The following is a 21,456-nucleotide window of genomic DNA, read 5'->3' on the forward strand; positions in this document are numbered from 1 at the left end:
ATTTTCATCTCGACATACTATTTTTGTGTCTAATAAATGGAGGTGTGTTGGTATGTCGTTTCAAAATCGTGGTATCGGACATCCTGAACATCAAGATGATCCAAATAAATTACATATCGTCGCAGTACGAAAAAATGGCGATGGTGATATTACAGATGTAAAATTTCAAAATGGTGAAATAGTCGGGATTGAGCAAGCAATTGCGATGGCAGAACTTGAACAAATTGAAGATGTGAACACAGGTCTAACTCGTGGAGATAATCCACATAAAACACTTCGTTCTTATCCTGATGGTGATCCTACAAATAATTTAAGTAACTTACCTACTTTTTAAAGTCCATACACTAAAAAGGTGCACAAGTCTGTGCACCTTTTTTATTTCTGAGTAATTCATGAGAAAATGGAAAATTTAATATTAGAATACATAAAATACCAGTAAAGTAGGGAGCTAATTTGAAAAAACCTTTTTTATTTCTTTCACTAGTGACTTGTTTGTTAATCGGAAATTATTTAGTTGCTTCAAAAAATACTGTGAAAAGTGAAAGTAATTCTTCCCTTATCTATCAAAATGAGAAACCCGATAAAGCCTCAGAAGCTCTTAGAGCATTAAATATAAAAAAAGCAAAAGAAGGAAGAACGACATCATTAGAGCAAAAACGAATCGAAATTGAAAAACAAATAGTCCCAACTCCTTCAAATATTAAAATTAAGGGAGATAATATTGAAGGAACAAAAGTGGAATGGTTAATTCCGGATGGATCTTCAGAAGATAAGATTGTTTTTTATGTACATGGCGGAGGTTGGTCTAGAGGTGGGCTAGGTTTTTCAAGGAATTTAGGAACAATCTTAGCTAGAGAGACAGGTTTTAGGGTACTAACGATACAGTATAGACTTTCACCTGAAAATCCATATCCAGCAGCTTTAACCGATGTTGAAAAAGTTTATAATTATTTAGGAAAAAATTATGGTCCCAATTCTAAAGTTGTTATCGTTGGGGATAGTGCTGGTGGTAATTTAGCATTTGCTTTGTTAAATAAAATAAAATCTTCAAATGGAAACGATCCAACAGCTGTTGTAGGGATTTCTCCAGCGACTGACTTAACGAAAGAAAGCCAATTATACACTTCAGATTTTGATAGTATTCATGCAAGTTATCATGGAAATGATATCAATATTGTTGATACATACGTAGGGAATAATAATCGGAAAAATCCTTTAATCTCACCACTTTATGGTGATTTAAAAGGTTTACCTCCAATGCTTATTCATGTCGGGGCAAGGGAAGAGTTAATCGATGATATTTTAGCATATGCGGCTAAAGCAAATTCTCAAGGCGTAGAGGTTACATGTAAAGTTTGGAGAGGAATGTTTCATGATTTTCAGTTAATGGACAAGGCTTCGAGTATCAGTAAGCAAGCGAACGCTGAAATTGCACAGTTTATTAAACGATACTTGGGGAATAGATAGTGAAAATACAAAAAAAGTAAGGTTTACTTTGGCCTTACTTTTTTTATGTCGAGTTTGAATTTAAGAAATTTGAAATTTGATCAATATCTCTTTGTGTAAGAACAGGGTCAATTGTAATGATTGGGTGAATGATTTCCCCTTCAAGCAAGAAATCAGAAATAATAAATTCAATGTTTAGTTCATTTATAATTGTTGATTCAAACTCACCTAATTTAGGAAGAATAAAATCAATTTTATGTCCAAAAGCAGTAACCAATTTCGTTTCAATATAACGATGAACCCCTGGACCATTACTTGTTAATAATAAAACCTTCTTCCTTGATGATGAGAACTTGATTTTAGAAGCTTGAACATTTAATGCAACTTTCGCAATTTTATCTCTAGTAATTTCAGGGTGTGAAAATTTTTTCGTCCAGATTTGTAAGGCTTTTGATACATTTTTAAATAGGTCTGAATACTGATTTTTAACATAACGGTCCATTGAATAGGATGGTTCTTTTTTATCGATTGAGTATAAAATGAACGAGTATCTTTGGAATTGGTCATGTAATGTGTAAAGAAACTCCTCGTCTTCATCTAACGATATACCTGTTTTTTCCTTCAATAGTTCTACTAAGTGATAGAGTTCCTTAAAATACCTTGTTTCTTGATTTTGATATAAATAAAGAAATTCATTTTTTTCCATGTTGTCAAAACTATAATATGGAAGGGTTGATATTAATAATGAAAACGCAATTCGTTCATTCATACAAATATGTTGTATATATTGATGTTCTAAATGATTACAAATTTCATTAGCAATTTTAAAAAAATTTGATTCTAAAATCTTGTTGATTGATTGATCAGTTAATTCAAGTTGCATTTTTTTATCGATTCTATATAACATCGTTCCAAGTAAATAGACGTACTTATTGGCAGTAGAAGGATATAGAAATAATTTAAACTTTTCAGTTGTGTCCAGTACAACTTTTTTTATATCTTGAAATGAGAATGCTTCAAATGGCCATTCTTGATCATCCGAATAAGCCGATAAAGCATCTAGTATATCACCACACAATAGCCGAATTTCAAATTCTCTTCCTACAATTTCTAGCGGGCCACGTTTTAAAGTTAAATGGTAGGCACCCAATAATTCCTCAACTCGATCAAGTACTGAATAGACAGCTGGTTGCTGTGTATAAAGCGCATTTGCTAATTCTGCAATACTTTTAATTTGAGTAAATTGTATTAGCATAATAGCTTGAAAACTCAATGAATTTTTTACGTAAAGTGAACGAATTTCATTAATCGATGAAGAAATCGGTTTATTAATATAAATTCCTTTACCTTTTATTGTTTCAATTTGCCATCCTTTTGGTAGATGTGTGTTAATTGCCTGTAAATCATTTCGAATTGTTTTTTCAGTACAAAGTAACTCATTTGCTAATTCTTCTGTTTTAAACCACTTATCTTGTTTACTTAAAATATTAATTATTTGTAATTTCCGTTTAGTTGATTTATCCATTCAAAATCTCCAAAATTTTGTCCAATTTATTACTATTATTGCTTTTAATGTTCCGTCTTAATTCAGAAAGTTTATTTCATCTATTGGAAAACACCTTTTAATGCGATTTTTAGAGTTAAATGTGAATTTTTATTGAAGACAGGATATTATTTTTACCTAAATCAAAGGTAAAAAACATCATGGGAAACACTTTGCTCCAGCGATATAATGACATTGTTGAAACAAAAAAATAATTTTTAAGGAGTAAAGTGAAATGAAATTTACAAAAGTCGCGCTTTTTAGTGTAATAGGGATGTCATCATTAGTTGGAGCTGCTCACTCAACTTTTGCGGAGGTATCGTCCGTTGGTAATTCAAAAGGGTCGATTACATTTGTTGCTGGAACAGGCCCAGTTACACCTGTTGATCCTACAAACCCAATTGAACCATTAGAACCATCAGGTCCTACTGATCCAACAGATCCACCAACTGGAAATGCTGGTTCATTAACATTAGATTATGTTTCATCCGTTGATTTCGGAGTAAATGAGATTTCAAATAAAACAGAAGTTTATTCAGCTAAATCCAAAAAGCCATTTATTCAAGTTTCGGATCGCCGTGGTACTGGTGCTGGATGGTCTGTAACTGCTAAAGCAAGTAAATTTACAAATGGAACAGCAGATTCTCTACCTGGTGCAATCATTACATTTAAAAATGGTTCCGTTATATCTTTAAGTACAAGTGGATCTCCGGTAGCAACTGAAACAATTGCCTTAAATACAGACGGAAGTACAGCATCACCTGTTGTTTCCGCAACTCCAGGTAATGGTTTTGGTACATGGGTAACTCGTTGGCTTGGGCCAAATCCAGAAGTGAATGATGGGGCATTAAATGATAATGTCACTTTGACGATACCAGCAGGATCAGCAACGATTGGTAATCATGAGGCAACTATTACATGGACATTAACGGATGCTCCGGGTTTATAGTAGTTAAATTGAAAAATAACAATTAATGGAATGAATTTTATATTTTTTGAATCTATCAGATGAAACTTTTTTATATGTCTTATAGTGAAAAGATATAAAGTTTCTATTCTAAAGGGGGAAGACAAAATGGATCATTTACGGCAAAAATTATTGCTAATTTTTTCTGCTATTCTGTTAACTTTATCGTTCATCCCTCTAGCTGTAAAAGCAGAAAATACTATCGATTTTTCTGTAAAAGCAATCATTCCAACAAATCAAATTGATCATCTGAAATCATATTTTGATTTAAAAATGTCTCCAGGACAAAAACAGGATCTTAAAATTGAGGTCTTTAATAATAGTAAAAAAGAAGAAACAATCCAAGGGAATATTACTTTTGCAACGACAAATGATAATGGACTGATTGATTACTCTGAATCGAATAGTAAGGATGCAGATAAAACTTTAAAGTATCCATTAACTAGCTTAATAAAAGAACCTCAAAAAGAAGTTGTTATTCCACCAGGTAAATCAAAGGTAGTGTCATTTTCGATTACAATGCCGAAATATGAATATAATGGAGTTATTTTAGGAGCAGCCCACTTTAAGAAAAAGATCGATGAAACTGAAAAAAGTTCTAAAAGTGAGAGCATTAATATAAAAAATGAGTACGCATATGTGGTTGGAATAAAATTATCGGAAAACACAAAGGAAGTCGAGCCTGATCTACATTTACTTGATATTAAACCTAAATTAGTAAATTATCGTACAACAATTGCCCCAACAATCCAAAACAGCGAATCCTCCATTGTGAAGGATATGAGCATAGATGCGCAAATCTTTAAAAAAGGTTCCAATAAAGTTTTATATAGTTCGAAAAAAACTAAGATGAGCATGGCCCCTAATTCAAATTTTGATTACGCAATCGATTTAGAAAATAATCCAATTGAACCCGGAACTTACCGATTAAAGATGAAAGCGATCATCGGAACTCAAGTATGGGAATGGGATGAGTTATTCACGATTGGAAAAGAAGCAACAGATTTGAATAATAAAGCAGTTGAAATAAAAAATAATCATTATTGGTTTTATATCGGAGGCGGATTATTACTTTTAATAGGGATCATTTGTTTAATTGTTTTTCTAAAAAGAAAGAAGGAAAAGGTCCCATCGAATAATAATGAATGATTTTTTGAAATAGTAAATTGTATTAATCCGATGCCTTAAGAGATTACTCTTAAAGTGATTGATATATTGATAAATTAAAAAGGCTCATTTCTACATTGAAATGTTGCCTTTTTTTATTAATATGAAATGATTTCATTTCTCAAGAAATTGATAAATTGTTTTTCAACCTTTGATAATATTTTCTTTTTTGAAGTGATTACTCCAAGTTCTGAGTTTATCGGTTCATAATTAATGATATCGATTTCAACAAGTTCGCCATTTAATACATATGGATGGTTTTTTATAGAAAAATTTGGTCCCCAAGTTATAGCACTACCATTTAAAATTACTCGTAATAACTCTTCTAGATGGTTGGAAGAAAATAAAATATCTAATTTTCCTATATTATGTTGGAAGTTATTTGTAAACCATCTTATATAATCACCGTTATATAGGACGAATTTTTGCTGAAGTATTTCTTCAGGTGTTATTTTTTTAGAAATGGCAAAAGGAGAATCTTTTTTTGCATATACTTTCATCTTTCCATTTACTAATTCTTCGTAATGAAACTCTTCTAATTCTTTCGCAATGCCTTCATAAAGGCAGATGATTCCTATATCTATTTGATTTTTTTTAACGATTTCAATTGTACGTTCAGTAGTGCTTTCTAAAATGTTTATATGCAAATTTGAATGTTGGCTTTTAAATTCCACTAACGGCGTTAATAAGTAATTAATAAATGCAGGCACCATTGAAACGCTAAGTTCACTAATCTGGGTATCCTTACTTTTCTGTGCTATTTCTTTTATTTCTGTATATTTTAAGAGGATTTCTTGTGATTTTTCTACTATTTTTACCCCGTCTTCTGTTAAGCTAGCTCCTAATCTAGAGCGAGTGAAGATTTTTATTCCTAGCTCTTCTTCTATTTTGGTGATCGCTTGACTGATACCTGACTGACTTACATGAAGATTTTCTGCGGCGATTGAAATCGAACCTGTTTTAGCGACTTCTACTAAAATCTCTAGTTTTTCTAGATGCATTATATTGACCACCTTTATCTTTCATTCAAGAAACAAAACTATTTCAATATAGGGTTTTTATTTCGGTTTTTATATTACAAATCGTGAAGATATATTTAAAAAATGTAAATTTACTTAATCATTTTGCAATTATAGAATTGGGTTTAACTAAAAGTATAATCTAATTTTTCAACTTGAGTCTAATTTAATTGAAAAATAATACTTTCTAATGTTGAAGCAAAACATACAATTTTTCAAGCGCTTTCTAAAATTTAGAAAAATTTACATTAAATGATACATTTTTGTTCAATTTGAACGTTACCTAATATAGAGGAGGCTGATCATGCTAGTAGGGGAAATCATCAAATATTATCGAGAGAAAAAGGGAATTAGTCAATCTACATTAGGTGAAGGAATTTGTGGTAAAGCGTATATTAGTAGGTTTGAAAGTGGAAAAGTTACATTGTCTCCTGAAATTATCTACAAATTAGCTAATAAGTTAGAAATTGATATAAATAAAGAAATTGAATCTTTATATCTTATTGAAAAGCACTTAAATGATTGGAATCAGGCAATCATTATGCAAAGAACAACACAAATTGAAGGAATTAAAATAGAGTTAGATCAAAATCCGTTTATTATGGCTTCTAAACATGCGGCAAACTATATGCTATTAACTGGGAGGTATTATCTTTACAAAAATTTGTTTAAAGAAGCAAAAAATATAATTGAGAATGTAGAAAAAGAGTTTCAAACGTTATCTAATTATGAAAAAAACCTTCTTCTACACATTAAAGGAATATACTGTATCAGTACATTTAGAACTGCCCAAGGTGAAGACAGTCAAACTGCTGTGAATTTATTAAAACAAATTAATATAGCAGAGTATAATAATGAGGAATATTACTACCACTTAGCGCTAGCATACCATCATGTAAAGGCAAAAGTATCTGCTTTTACATATGCCAAAAAAGCTCTTCAATTTTTTAATCGAACATATAATCATGTGAGTGCTATGAATGCTCAAATTTTAATGCTAATGCAATTCGATAGTAAAAGTGATATTGATTTTTTAGACCTAGTTGAAAACTATAAGAATTTAATACACAATTGCTCGATATTAGGTGCTCAAGAAAGTAAAAACAATATTTTATATAATCTAGGAGAAGAGTTTTATAAAAGAGGGAAATATGAACAAGCTGTTAGTTATTTTGAACAAGCTTTTTTACTAACTGATAAATCTTCAATAAAATATATAAGACGTTTATATCATTTTATTGAAGCATGTTTAGATGGAAAGTTATTGAATAAGGAAACTATTTTAGAAAAAATAGAAACAGGTACGAAATTAGCAAAAAAACAATGCCCAATATATTTCAATCTTTATAAACTATTAGCATTGAAATGTAAAAAAAATCAAAGTCAATTTTATCAATTTTTAGCTGAAGTAGTCGTTCCACAGATTATAGCAACTAATAATACTTCATTTTTTGAGCAATATGGAAAGATGTTATACAATCACTATGTCGAGCAAAAGGAATATGAAAAAGCGATTGAAATAGACCAAAGCTTTAAATTGATGATTCAGGTGTTAAATTAAAAGTCTTTAGATAACGAGATCTCGTTATCTAAGGCTTTTTTTATTATCTAGGAAATTGAAATTTATCATAAATATTAAATTTTGCTCTCAATGTTTATAAACATTAGACAAGAAGTTTGTCGAAACTCGCTAAAATTGTTCTATAAACCCAGTAATAAAGGCTCGCTATAACCCGATTGATAAAGAAATGAAAATTCTCAATAATGAAGTTAAATAAATAGACAAATTGTTTGTTTATTTTTGGGGAAATAGTACAGAGTTTTATCAAAGAAAGTCTAATTTTGTACTTCAATGTAGAAATCTACCTTGTCGTAAATTTACTAGGAGGAAGAGAAATGGGGAAAAAGACAGAGAAAAAGTTTTTAAAAAGCTTTACCGTTTTAGCTTTAACATCGAGCTTTATTCTAGGCTCGCTTGGACAAGTAACATCTAGTACGAAAGCAGCAAGTCCAAGTAAAGCAGAAGATATTTTAGCAAATTTATCTTCTGAGCAAAGAGCGGCTCTTGAACAGCTTTCAACAAATGAACAAACAGGTCTTCAAATTTCTTCAGATATTAATTTAAACTCTTCAGAACAAACAAGTGTTATTGTTGAGTTTGCAAATAAACCTGCTAAAGTTGCTCAAATTGAAGCGAGTGTAGAAGGTAAATCATTAACTACATCTGAAGCAGCAAACTTAGTCGATCAAGATCATGAGACATTTGCTAAAGATGTTGGTCAAGTATTAGAAAGTGGCAAAACTAAAAAAGTAGATTATACGATTAATCGTTCATATAAGAATGCCTTTAATGGTGTTTCGATGAGTCTACCGGCAAACCAAATTAAAAATCTATTAAAATCAAAAGCTGTTAAAGCAGTATGGAGTAACCGAACTTTTTCAATTGATCCTCCTAAGGAAAATGATCAATTAAAAGCGGATGAAGCAAATGTTTCAAACTATACACCGTATGACGGATTAGATCGTTTACATGCAGAAGGATATACAGGTAAAGGAATTAAAGTTGGAATTTTAGATACAGGTATTGATTATAACCACCCAGACTTGAAAGATGCCTTTAAAGGTGGATATGATTTTGTTGATAATGATAATGATCCAATGGAAACAACATACGCTGATTGGGTGAAAGCAGGTAAACCTGGCACTGCTAATGGAGCTGATTACTATACAGAACATGGAACGCATGTTGCCGGAATCATTGGTGGCCGTGGTGTAGCCAATAGTGAGTATAAAACTGTTGGAGCAGCTCCAGAATCAGAAATTTATTCTTACAGAGTACTTGGACCAGGTGGTAGTGGAACAACTGATGCAATCATGGCCGGAATCGATCGTGCTGTAAAAGACGGTATGAATGTCATTAACATGTCTTTAGGTGCAACGTTAAATGATCCTCTATTTGCGACTTCAATTGCGGTAAATAACGCAGTTTTAAGTGGAGTTACTACAGTCATTGCGGCAGGAAATAGCGGGGATCAAATGTATACTGTAGGTGCACCAGGTGCTGCAGCATTAGCTTTAACAGTCGGTGCCTCATCCATTGCACTTGATATTTATCAATATGCAGGCATTCAAGATGGTAAAAACTACACATTAAGACAGTTAGCAAGAAATTATAAAGATGATTTAACGACATTAAAAGGTAAAACATATCAGCTTGTTGATGTTGGATTAGCTAACTCATGGGACTTTACTGGAAAAGATCTGAACGGTAAGATTGCGTTCATTAAACGTGGATCAATTGCATTAATTGATAAAATCAAAAATGCAAAAGTAGCTGGTGCAGTCGGCGTAATAATGTATAACGATGAAACAAATAAGGCAGAAGGTCCAATTCAATCATTTCTTGGTGAATCAGTCGATGCGATCCCAGCTTTCTCTGTCACAAATGATGAAGGAAATACGATTTTAGCAGCAATTCAAGCTGGTAAAACAGACTTTACATTTGGTGATTTTACGAAATTAAAAACAGCTTCAGATGAATTAGCACAATTCAGTTCTAGAGGTCCAACTCGAGTGAACTATGACATTAAACCTGAAGTAACTGCTCCTGGAGTATCAATTCTTTCGACAGTACCATTCTATGTCAACGATAAAACAGTTGATGGATCAAAACCGGAAGATTACAAATACGCATATGAACGTTTATCAGGTACTTCAATGGCAACACCATATGTAGCAGGAGTATCGGCATTATTACTTCAATCAAATAAAGATTTAAAACCTGAAGATATCAAATCAATTTTAATGAATACTGCAGATCCACTTTCAAAGGCTTATAGTGTATTTGAAGAAGGTAGCGGACGAGTAGATGCTTATGAAGCAATCCACTCTAATGTTGAATTAGAAGTAGTTGATAAAACACCTACGATTATTGATGGAAAACAAAAATCAATTCAAGAATTAACAGGTGGAATGAGCTTTGGTTCATTTGGATTTGATGATCAGGATATCGCTGATTCACGTACTGTTACTTTAAAGAACCGTAGCGAAAAAGGAAAAACATTTAGTGTAGATGTGAAATTCCAAACTGGGTTAAGAGGATCAAAAGACGCAGCTCAAAATAATGTAACGTTATCCGGTCCGACATCTGTAAAATTAAATGGAATTAGCCAAAAATCAATCAAGTTCGATTTAAATATTCCAAAAACAGCTGAAAAAGGCACATATGAAGGATATATTATTTTCACAAATACAGGGGATCCTACAGAAACGTATCAAATACCGTTTGGTGGACGTGTAGTATATGAAGGCATTGATTCAGTAGACGCATTACCAATGTATTCATCCGATACAGCTTGGCCGGAAAATGCGTGGCCTTTCGAATCATTTTCATTCTCATTAAAATCACATATGAAAACATTAGATATCATTTTACAAGACCCTACAACTGGTGAAGACCTAGGATTAGTAGGTTCGTTGTCTCCGATTACATTGAATGAAAATCAAACTTATTATGTTTCAAGAGGATTTACTGGAACATATTATCCATTTACTGGTGATTCAGCAAAACCGATTAGCTATCAACCAGAAATTGCTCAACCAGGACGCTATAAAATTAAGTTGGTTGGATCAAATGAACAAGGAAAAACATTTACAAAATCAGCTGATTTCATCTATGACCTAGGTGCACCAACTATGACTTCTAGCTTTGATTCATTGGATCAAAAAGTTATTGAAACGAATGATAGTCAATTTGATTCAAATGGACAATTCTTATACAATTTTAACATTAACTTAAATGATCCTGAAACAGGAGAAGCTAGTAAACTAGGTTTTCCAGTTGATCAATCAAACAACTCAGTTGTAACATTCTTTAATAGTCCATGGCCAAAAAATCCTGTTCAAACTGATAAAAATGGAAATTACACTGATCAACTTGTAGTTAGAAAACAGTCTGCACCTTTACAAGTTCAGTTTTATGGAATGGATTATGCAAGAAACTTTACTGGAAATGCTTTTAATATGTTAAGAGTTGTTTTTGTGGATCACAATTTACCTTATTACTATTTAAAGGCAAATAAACAAATTGTAACAACAGGAGATACAGTAAATTATAGTGTTCGTTCAAATAATATTAAAAATTTAAAAACAAGTAAAATTACAATACCGGTGGATCCTAACCTTGCTTCAATTGAAAATGTAGTTGTGAATGATGCAGTAAAGCAATATGGAGATGCAAAGGTGTCAGTATCTACAGCACAATCAGGAAGTTACTTAAACTATACAATTACGTTCACTTATTTAGGTAATAAAGTATTACCAGAAGACTTACAATTATTTAATTTCGACCTTAAAACGGCTAAAAAATTTACAGATGGTGTTTATGGAGGATCTGCTTTCAATTGGTATACAATGACAGCCTCTACGACTGATCAATCAGATGTAGTGACTAATAATGTCTACTCTTACATGGAAAGTATTAAATACAAACCAACATACTCAAGATTAGATGGAACAATACGAGTTGAAGGTGCAAATGACCCAACAACAGGTCAGCTAAATTATGCGCTTAATCAAAGTGCAATCGGTGCGAAAGTAACCGTTACTTCTTATGATGGAAAAACAAGTGTTAGTGCGCCGAGTTTCAATAAGAGCGGGCAATATATCATTGATGGCCTAAAAGCTGAAGCAAATCCTTATACGGTAACAGTTGATGTACCAGGTCATTTCACTATGAAAAGACAACTTGTTTTATCTAATAATGTACGTGGGGAAATCGTAGGAAAGAGATTAGCTTGGAATTTACCAACTGCCGCAGCTGGTGATGTAAATAAAGATAATGTGATCGATATTCTAGACGCATTAGCAGTCCAAACATATTGGGGAACAAATAAAGCAACTGCAGATTTTAACTTTGATAAAGTAGTAGATAAAAAGGATATGGATTACATTGTTAAAAACTTTGGATTAAAAAATCCGACAGTTTCAAATGCGCCAAAAGCAAAAACGGCTTATAAAGGCATTACGTTGGATGATGTATTAACTCAATTAGGTTTACAATAAACAAAGGTTGAAGAGAAGCTAAATATAGGCTTCTCTTTTTCTATTAAGATATGTCTAGATGAATTGTTTTCTGCTGGATTAGCTAAAAAATCTTGAGATCAATCAAGAAAATATGTGAAAAATTTATGCAAAGCTAATCTATAAAAATATAAGAAAAACTTATCAAATTAACAGAAGTTTATAAACTTTTTATTCGAATTTTGTCGAATTGTGTATAAAAACGGAGTGAACATTGAATTAATCGATTAAATTTAACCCGATTGAGTATTTTTAGAATATTTTTAATAATTAAATATAAGAAGTGCTAATGAAGAGCGATGAAGGAATATAAAGACTACTAGTATTTTAGATTCAAAATTCCTCTACCATTACATACTTCAACTTTAGAAATATACTAAAAATGGGGGAAAAGTAAGATGAAAAGACCGGGTAAGAGTAAACTTGTAAAAAGTCTTTCTGTTGCAGCATTATCATCTAGTTTTATTTTAGGATCATTAGGTCATGTAACAAATGTAACTAAAGCTGAGAATGCTTCAACAGCAGAATCAATTTTAGCTAATTTAACTTCACAACAAAGACAAGCATTACAAAAGCTTACAGCAACTGATCAAACTGGCCTTTTTCTAGATTCAGATATTAATTTAAATAGCGAAAAGCCTGTTTCAGTTATCGTTTCATTTAAGCAAAAACCACAAAAAATCGCCGTATTAGAAGCAGCTTTAAAGGGACAAGCTTTATCTGATGCAAAAGCAGCAAGTAATGCGAATGCAGATCATACGACTTTTAAAGAAGATTTAAGTTCTTTATTTAAATCAAAATCGGATGGTTCTTATAAAATTAAACGTGAATATAAACATGCATTTAATGGTGTTGCCTTGGAAGTGCCTGCAAACAAACTAAACGAACTTATGAAATCAACAGCTGTACAAGCGATTTATAGCGATGTAACTGTAAAATCAGAACTTCCAGTTGAAGGAAAAGATTCGTCTACAACTTCATCAGGTAAGGGAATGGCTGATGAGCGATCTTACCTAAAAATTGATAAATTACATCAAGAAGGATACACAGGTAAAGGAGTAAAAGTTGCGGTAATAGATACAGGCGTTGATTATAATCATCCAGACATTAAAGATGCATATAAAGGTGGATATGATTTCGTAGATAATGACAATGATCCGATGGAAACAACTTATGCTGATTATGTAAAAGCTGGTAAACCATATGGGGATTCAGGGGCTGGAAATTATGTAACAGAACACGGAACACACGTATCTGGAACAATTGTTGGACAAGGTAAAAATGAAAGCGAAGATGCTACAACAGGTATTGCGCCAGACGCTGATTTATACGTATATCGTGTACTAGGACCAGGTGGAAGTGGAACGACAGATAATATCATCGCGGGTATTGATCAAGCAGTTGCAGATGGTATGGATGTTATGAATCTATCATTAGGTGCAAATTATAATGACCCTCTACTTGGCGAAAGTATTGCGATTAATAATGCAGTATTAAATGGTGTAACTGCAGTAGTTGCTGCTGGAAATGCAGGGAATAAGATGTATACGTTAGGTTCTCCAGGTACGGCAGCTTTAGCGTTAACAGTTGGAGCAAGTGATGTTCCAATTTCTACGATGTCTGCGAAAGGTAACATTGATGATGTATCGACTAATTTACGCTTAATGGCAAGTGGCTATGGAGACGATATTTCAAAATTTAAGGGACAAACTTTACCAGTTGTAGATGTGAATCTAGGAGAAGCATACTATGGAAAAGATGTAAAAGGCAAAATTGTCCTAATGTCCCGTGGAACTTATACAATGGATTCTAAAATTGCTGTAGCTAAATCGCAAGGTGCTGCTGCAGTTCTGATGTACAATGATAATCCAACAGAAGGATTTATCCCAACTTACTTTGGAGAAGGTGCTAACTTCATTCCATCTTTCTCATTATCAAATGCAGAAGGACTTGCATTAAAACAAAAGCTACAAACAGGATCTGTTAACTTTACGTTTACAGACATTGGAGAAGCAAAAACTCAAGGGGATACATTGGCAGATTTCAGTTCTAGGGGACCTGCAAGATTAACATACGATATTAAGCCAGAAATTACAGCTCCAGGCGTGAGTGTATTATCGACAGTGCCAGGCTTTGTTAATAACCCAGTTAATCCAAATGATTATAAAAACGCATATCAGCGCATGTCAGGAACATCGATGGCTACTCCATTTACTACTGGTGTGGCAGCCTTATTAAAACAAGCTAACCATAATTTACAACCAGAAGATATAAAAGCGATTTTAATGAATACAGCTGATTCATTAAGCAAACCATATAGCGTGTTTGAGCAAGGTGCAGGACGAATTGATCCATACAATGCAATTCATTCAACAATCGAAATCAAAGTCCAAGAAAAAACACCAATGATTGTTAATGGAAGAGAAAAACAAATCAGTGAGGAAACAGGAGCACTTAGCTTCGGTAATGTAGCATTCGATAACAATGATTACTCTGATTCACGCACTGTTACATTAATGAATAGAGGAGAAAAAACGAAAACATTTGATGTAAAAGTAAGTTTCCAATCGGGTCTTCGAGGCTCAAAGGATGCAGCAGCAAATGGAGTAACTGTACAAGCACCTTCATCAGTTACCTTAAAAGGGATTAGTCAAAAGAAAACAAATATTACATTGAATATTCCAAAGACAGCGGAAAAGGGAATCTATGAAGGATATGTAACTTATACAAACAAAGACAATCCATCTGAATCATATCGAATTCCTTTTGGTGTACATTATGTAGAAAAAGGATTCAATTCGTTTAACCTTACTCGTCAGTCAATGTCAACTGATAGAAATACTTTAGCAAGTCCATTATTTTATCCATATTTAACGGCTAAATTTACATTGAAATCTCATATGAGAAGCATTGATGTTGTATTTACTGACGCGGTTACAGGCCAGGACTTAGGTATTACAAATTCATTCGATGGTGTTGCTTATGATGAAGGAGTAGAATACACAATTGCAGCTTCTGTTGGAGCGTATTATCCATTTACTGGTGACCCAAATAATCCAGTTAGTTCAAAACCTGTTCTACCAAAAGAAGGATTATACAAAGTAAAACTAATTGGGTATGATGATGCTGGTAAAGCATATACAATTTCACAAGATCTTTTAGTCGATAATACAATGCCAAATAAATTTGATGTAAAAGTTGATGGAGAAAAAGAAGGAAATCCATTTATCGAATATAAGGTAGACCAAAAGTCCGTCCCGTTTACTGCTTCGATTAATGATAAGTCAATTGAGTTAATGAAAGCAGCAGGTATGAAAGCAGATCAATCCCAAAACACAATAGGATATTTCTATAATAGTCCATGGTTAAGTGGAACTCTTAAATTAGATGAAAATGGAAATGCTCAAGATGAAATCGAAATGGATCCAACCCAATCAATGTTATCATTCCGATTCATCGGTGGAGACCAAGCAACGAATATCTATGGTGATAAGCAATATCTTTTTGTTAAAGAAGGAACTCCGTATGTTTACGGTCAACCAAGTGGCAAAACAAGATCAAACAGAGTAATTGCACATCCAGGTGATACAAATACGATCACACTTACTGCTAATAATGTGAACAAATTAAAACAAGCAGGCTTTAGCTTTACAACGAATACTGCTGATACAAATATCGTAAATATTGCATTAACTCCTGAGGCACAAAAGCTTGGTGGACAAATGAACGTTACAACGACTAATCCAACAAGTGCAACTGTTAAATCAGATATCAATATTACATTTGACGGTTCTAAAGAGGTATCTGGAGATCTTCCAATGGTTGATGTAACGATTAAAATTCCAAAACTAGCAGATCCGATTCCTAGCTCTAGCTTTAACTATGTAACTTCGACATTTACAAGTATAGATAATACAGTGACTCAGCCATTTACTTATATTGCACCAATTGCAATTCTACCAAATATCTCAAGTGTGATTAGTTATATTCACCCAGAAAGCTTCCAAAATGCTGATGGTACTATGAAGCTAATTGATTTCACAAAAATAGGAGCGAATGTAACGATTGTAGATAGTAAAGGAAAATCATATCATGCAATAATGGATAAAAGAGGACAATTTTATGTATCAGGATTACCTGTTACTAGTGATGAATTTACTGTAATTACTGATATTCCAGGTCACTTTACAACATCTGGTACGTTTGACAATGTATACAGTATAATGGATGGTTTCATGTATGGTGTTAGTAAGAGAATCGGAACAGAAAGCGTTGATGTTGCAACTGCAGGTGATGTCAATAAAGATAATGTCATTGATATAAACGATGCATTAGCAATTGAAACATACTGGGGAACAAACAAACGTTCAGCTGATATCAACTTTGACGGAACAGTTGATGCAAAAGATTTTGCTTATGTAGAAAAGAATTTCTTAAAACAAAACCCAGCTGTAGAAAATGCACCTAAACCAGTGAAGCGTTATAAAGGCAAAGAACTAGCAGATATTAAGAGTGAGTTAGGTATTCAATAAGCAAGTAAGTTTTTAGTAGAGTAAGAAATTTATAGAATAGTGAATAAAGGTTGTCTCATTAGTCAGCGTACTTTTGAGGCAGCCTTTTTATTGTTTAAGGTTCAAATATAAAAAAATTTCTAAATCTATTAAACTAAAAAGGTCATTAAAGCTATGAAAGTATAATAATGTGCCAAGTTTTTGTGGTGTTTTTAGTAGAAACTTGTCGAAAAAGAACCTAAAATTGTAAAAAGCATTGATTTTATTGACAGTTAATAACCCAATTGTAAATTATTAGAATATTCTAGATAATTAGTTTGCAAAGGAAAGATTTAATGAAGAGTGATATCGAATATAAAAACAAATCATTTTAGATTCATATTTCCTCTCACATTAAAAACTTTATTTTGATAACTAGAATATTTGGGGGAAGAGTATGTTAAAAAGAACGGGTAATAGTAAACTAGTAAAAGGCTTATCTGTAGCAGTTTTATCATCTAGTTTTGTATTAGGTTCATTAGGTCATGTATCTAATATAACGAAAGCTGAAAATGCTTCAACAGCAGAATCAATTTTAGCTAAATTAACTCCACAGCAAAGAGAAGCATTGCAGAAGCTTTCATCTACTGATCAATCAGGACTTTTTCTAGATTCAAGTGTGAACATAAATAGTCCGGAAACTGTTTCTGTTATTGTTTCATTTAAACAAAAGCCACAAAAAATTGCTGTATTAGAAGCAGCTTTAAAGGGTGAAGCTTTATCAGAGGAAAAAGCGAAAATTAATGCAAATGCTGATCATTCAATGTTTAAAGAAGATTTGAGCTCTTTATTTAAAACAAAAGCTGATGGCGACTATAAAATTAAACGAGAATATAAACATGCTTTTAACGGGGTAGCTTTGGAAGTCCCTGCTAATAAGCTACAAAAACTAATGAAATCAACAGCAGTACAAGCTATTTATAGTGACGCAACAGTTAAGTCAGAACTTCCAGTTGAAGGAAAGGAAGCAACATCGAATTCAACTGGTAAAGGAATGGCAGACGAGCGTACTTATCTTAAAATTGATAAATTACATCAAGAAGGTTATACAGGTAAAGGAGTAAAGGTAGCTGTTCTTGATACTGGTATTGATTACAACCACCCTGACATTAAAGAAGCATTTAAAGGTGGATACGATTTCGTTGATAATGATAATGATCCGATGGAAACAAGCTATGCTGATTGGGTAAAGGCTGGTAAGCCAGGAGGAACTTCAGGTGCAGCAAGTTATGTAACGGAACATGGAACGCATGTATCTGGAACAATTGTGGGTCAAGGGAAAAATGAAAGTGAGTACGCGACAACTGGTATTGCTCCAGACGCTGACCTTTATGTATATCGTGTATTAGGACCGGGTGGAAGTGGTACAACTGAAAATATCATTGCAGGAATTGACCAAGCAGTTGCTGACGGAATGGATGTTATGAACCTTTCATTAGGTGCAAATTACAATGATCCACTACTTGCTGAGAGTATTGCGATTAATAATGCCGTACTAAGTGGCGTAACAGCAGTAGTTGCTGCTGGTAATACAGGGAATAAAATGTATACATTAGGATCCCCAGGAACTGCAGCTTTAGCGTTAACAGTCGGAGCTAGTGATGTACCAATTACAACAATGTCTGCTAAAGGTTCAATGGATAACGTATCTGCTAATTTACAATTAATGGCAAATGGTTATGGAGATGACATTACAAAACTAAAAGGACAAACTTTACCGGTAGTAGATGTAAATCTAGGAGAAGCATACACTGGTAAAGATGTTAAAGGCAAAATTGTTTTAATGAGCCGTGGTACTTATACATTGGATTCTAAAATTGCTGTAGCTAAATCACAAGGTGCAGTTGCGGTTTTAATGTACAATGATAATCCAACTGAAGGATTTATTCCAAGCTACTTAGGTGAAGGTGTAAATTTCATCCCATCATTTAGTTTATCAAATGCTGAGGGTCTTGCATTAAAACAAAAATTACAATCAGGCTCAGCTAATTTTACGATCTCAGATATGAGTGAAGTAAAAACGCAAGGAGATACTATAGCAGACTTTAGTTCAAGAGGACCTGCTAGATTAACATACGATATTAAGCCAGAAATCACTGCACCAGGTGTGAGTGTGCTATCAACTGTACCTGGATTTATTAATAATCCTGATAATCCGACAGATTACAAAAATGCGTATCAACGTATGTCAGGTACATCAATGGCTACTCCATTTACGACTGGTGTTGCAGCCTTATTAAAACAAGCTAACCATAGCTTACAACCAGAAGATATAAAAGCGATTTTAATGAATTCAGCAGATTCATTAAGCAAGCCATACAGTGTGTTTGAACAAGGTGCGGGACGAATTGATCCGTATAATGCAATCCATTCATCAATTGAAATTAAAGTACAAGAAAAAACGCCAATGATCGTTAATGGAAAAGAAAAACAAATTAATGAAGATACAGGAGCGCTAAGCTTTGGGAATGTAGCTTTTGATGGAAAAGATTATTCAGATTCGCGTTCTGTCACATTAATGAACAGAGGCGAAAAGACGAAAACATTTGATGTAAAAGTTAATTTCCAATCGAATCTACGCGGTTCAAAAGATGCAGTAGCAAACGGTGTAACAGTACAGTCCCCAGCATCAGTTACGTTAAAAGGAATTAGCCAAAAGAAAACAAATATTACATTAAATATTCCTAAAACAGCTGAAAAAGGAATTTATGAAGGATATGTAGTTTATACAAATAAAGATAATCCATCTGAAACATATCGAGTCCCATTTGGTGTACATTTTGTAGAAAAAGGATTCCAAGACTTAAGTATTACTCGTCAAGCTATGACGACTGATCGAAATAATTTAAATAGTCCATTATTTAATCCTTTTTTAAGCGCTAAATTCTCATTAAAGTCGCATATGAGATATATCGATGTAGTTTTAACTGATGCAGTAACTGGTCAGGATTTAGGTATTATGAATACATTCGACGGTGTTTCATTTGACGAAGGTGTACAATACACAATTTCAGCTGGACAAGGCGTCTACTATCCATTTACAAATGATGTAAATAATCCAATTAGTTCAAAAGCAGCTTTAGCAAAAGAAGGATTATACAAAGTAAAACTAATCGGCTATGATGATGCAGGAAATTCATATACGATCTCACAAGATTTATTAGTTGATACGACAATGCCAAATCAATTCGATATACACGTAGAAGGTGAAAAAGAAGGAAGTCCATTTATTGAGTATAAAGAAGATCAAAAGTCAATTCCGTATACTGCTAAAATCACTGATAAGTCAGTTGAGATCATGAATGCAGCGGGCATAAAAGCAGACCAATCTACGAATACAATTGGTTATTTCTATAATAGTCCTTTTATGGGTGGAAAACTTGAATTAGACGAAAATGGAAATGCTGCCAAAGATGAAATTGAAATGGTACCAAGTCTTGCAACGTCATCACTTCGATTCATTGGAGGAGACTTAGCATCAAATGCATTTGGTGATAAACAGTATTACTTCGTAAAAGAAGGAACGCAATATGTTTACGGCCAACCAAATGCTAAAACTAGATTAAATAAACTTATTACACATCCTGGCGAGACAAATACAATTACACTTACTGCTAATAATGTAAGCAAATTAAAACAAGCGCTATATAGTTTTACGACGAATATTGCTGATACAAATATCGTGGGTATTACATTAAATCCTGCAGCGGCGAAACTTGGTGGACAATTAAATGTGACAACGACAAATCCATCTAGTACAACTGTTAAATCTGACGTTAATGTAACGTTTGATGGTTCAAAAGAAGTATCAGGTGATCTACCAATGGTTGACGTGACGATTAAAATACCAGATATGAAGGATGTATATACTACTTCTAGCTTTAGAACAGTTACATCAACTTTTACAAGTGTTGATAATGTAATAACGAAACCATTTACTTATATTGCACCAATCTCTATTTTGCCAAGTTTCTCAAGCGTAATTAGTTATATTCACCCTGAAAGCTTCCAAAATGCGGATGGAACTCTGAAAAAAGCAGATTATACAAAAATCGGTGCAAATGTAACAATTGTAGATAGTAAAGGAAAATCTTACACAGGTACAATGGATAGCATTGGACAGTTCTATATTACTGGCTTACCGGTTACGAAGGACGAATTTACAGTAATCACAGATATTCCTGGTCACTTTAATACGTACGGTAAATTTGACAGAGTTTACAACACGATGGATGGTTTTATGTACGGAATTGGTAAGAGAATCGGTACAGAAACTGTAGACAAAGCAACTGCAGGAGATATTAATAAAGATAATGTAATCGATCTTAATGACGCGTTAGCAATTGAGACATACTGGGGTACTAACAAACGTTCAGCTGACATCAACTTTGATGGAACAGTTGATGCAAAGGACTTTGCATTTGTAGAAAAGAACTATTTAATGCAAAACCCAGCTGTAGATAATGCGCCAAAACCAGTGAAGAATTCAAAAGGTAAGACAATTGATACGATTAAAAGTGAATTAGGCATTCAATAAACGAGCAAGTTTTGAGTAAAGTAAGAAATTTATTTAACTGTTAATAAGGGTTGTCTCATTAGTCAAAGTACTTTTGAGGCAGCCTTTTTATTGTAATAAAAAAGGGATGTCTCATAGTTAAAATTCCAACTGATGAGACATCACCT

At 33.1% G+C, this 21,456-nt stretch carries 10 protein-coding genes; 8 read left to right on the forward strand and 2 right to left on the reverse strand.

All coding sequences use genetic code 11. The features are described 5' to 3' along the window. The first annotated feature begins 52 nt into the window (after positions 1 to 52). Entirely contained in the window at positions 53 to 334 is a 282-nt protein-coding gene (locus tag COE53_RS04585) for a DUF3892 domain-containing protein (protein ID WP_069032911.1), read from the forward strand. A 119-nt stretch (positions 335 to 453) separates the two neighbouring features. Beyond that, positions 454 to 1,467, forward strand: a complete 1,014-nt coding sequence (locus COE53_RS04590) for an alpha/beta hydrolase (RefSeq protein WP_069032912.1) — start codon at positions 454 to 456, stop codon at positions 1,465 to 1,467. Between the two features lie 43 nt (positions 1,468 to 1,510). Here the strand turns inward: COE53_RS04590 and COE53_RS04595 are convergent, their stop codons facing one another. Then, positions 1,511 to 2,971: a BglG family transcription antiterminator gene (locus tag COE53_RS04595; protein ID WP_069032913.1), complete on the reverse strand. Its 1,461-nt coding sequence runs from the start codon at positions 2,969 to 2,971 to the stop codon at positions 1,511 to 1,513. Positions 2,972 to 3,224: 253 nt separating this feature from the next. Here COE53_RS04595 and COE53_RS04600 point away from each other — a divergent pair, with 253 nt between their 5' ends. Together COE53_RS04600 and COE53_RS04605 are read left to right on the forward strand one after the other, a co-directional pair. Continuing rightward, positions 3,225 to 3,938: a WxL domain-containing protein gene (locus COE53_RS04600; protein ID WP_069032914.1), complete on the forward strand. Its 714-nt coding sequence runs from the start codon at positions 3,225 to 3,227 to the stop codon at positions 3,936 to 3,938. A gap of 126 nt (positions 3,939 to 4,064) precedes the next feature. Beyond that, on the forward strand, positions 4,065 to 5,105 hold the full coding sequence (locus COE53_RS04605; protein WP_069032915.1) for a WxLIP family cell surface protein: 1,041 nt from the start codon (positions 4,065 to 4,067) through the stop codon (positions 5,103 to 5,105). A gap of 116 nt (positions 5,106 to 5,221) precedes the next feature. On the opposite strand, the gene COE53_RS04610 is transcribed toward COE53_RS04605, so the two are convergent. After that, a complete protein-coding gene (locus COE53_RS04610) occupies positions 5,222 to 6,124 on the reverse strand; it encodes a LysR family transcriptional regulator (protein ID WP_069032916.1) in 903 nt (300 codons plus the stop codon). Positions 6,125 to 6,446: 322 nt separating this feature from the next. On the opposite strand from COE53_RS04610, the gene COE53_RS04615 reads away from it, so the two are divergent. The 4 genes from COE53_RS04615 (at position 6,447) to COE53_RS04630 (ending at position 21,310) form a co-directional block, all read left to right on the forward strand. Next, positions 6,447 to 7,703, forward strand: coding sequence for a helix-turn-helix domain-containing protein (locus COE53_RS04615; RefSeq protein WP_069032917.1), 1,257 nt, complete (start codon positions 6,447 to 6,449; stop codon positions 7,701 to 7,703). Positions 7,704 to 8,038: 335 nt separating this feature from the next. Then, complete coding sequence (locus COE53_RS04620; protein WP_098947509.1) at positions 8,039 to 12,205, forward strand: S8 family serine peptidase; 4,167 nt, start codon at positions 8,039 to 8,041, stop codon at positions 12,203 to 12,205. Positions 12,206 to 12,621: 416 nt separating this feature from the next. Then, the gene (locus COE53_RS04625) at positions 12,622 to 16,755 is read left to right on the forward strand and encodes a S8 family serine peptidase (protein WP_098947510.1); all 4,134 of its coding nucleotides are present in this window, start codon (positions 12,622 to 12,624) and stop codon (positions 16,753 to 16,755) included. A gap of 415 nt (positions 16,756 to 17,170) precedes the next feature. Continuing rightward, positions 17,171 to 21,310 (forward strand): S8 family serine peptidase, encoded by a 4,140-nt coding sequence (locus COE53_RS04630; protein WP_069032920.1) that lies wholly within the window; start codon positions 17,171 to 17,173, stop codon positions 21,308 to 21,310. Positions 21,311 to 21,456: the final 146 nt, after the last annotated feature.

The organism is Bacillus sp. AFS029533 (genome assembly GCF_002585125.1).
GTDB classification, from domain to species: domain Bacteria; phylum Bacillota; class Bacilli; order Bacillales; family Bacillaceae_G; genus Gottfriedia; species Gottfriedia luciferensis_B.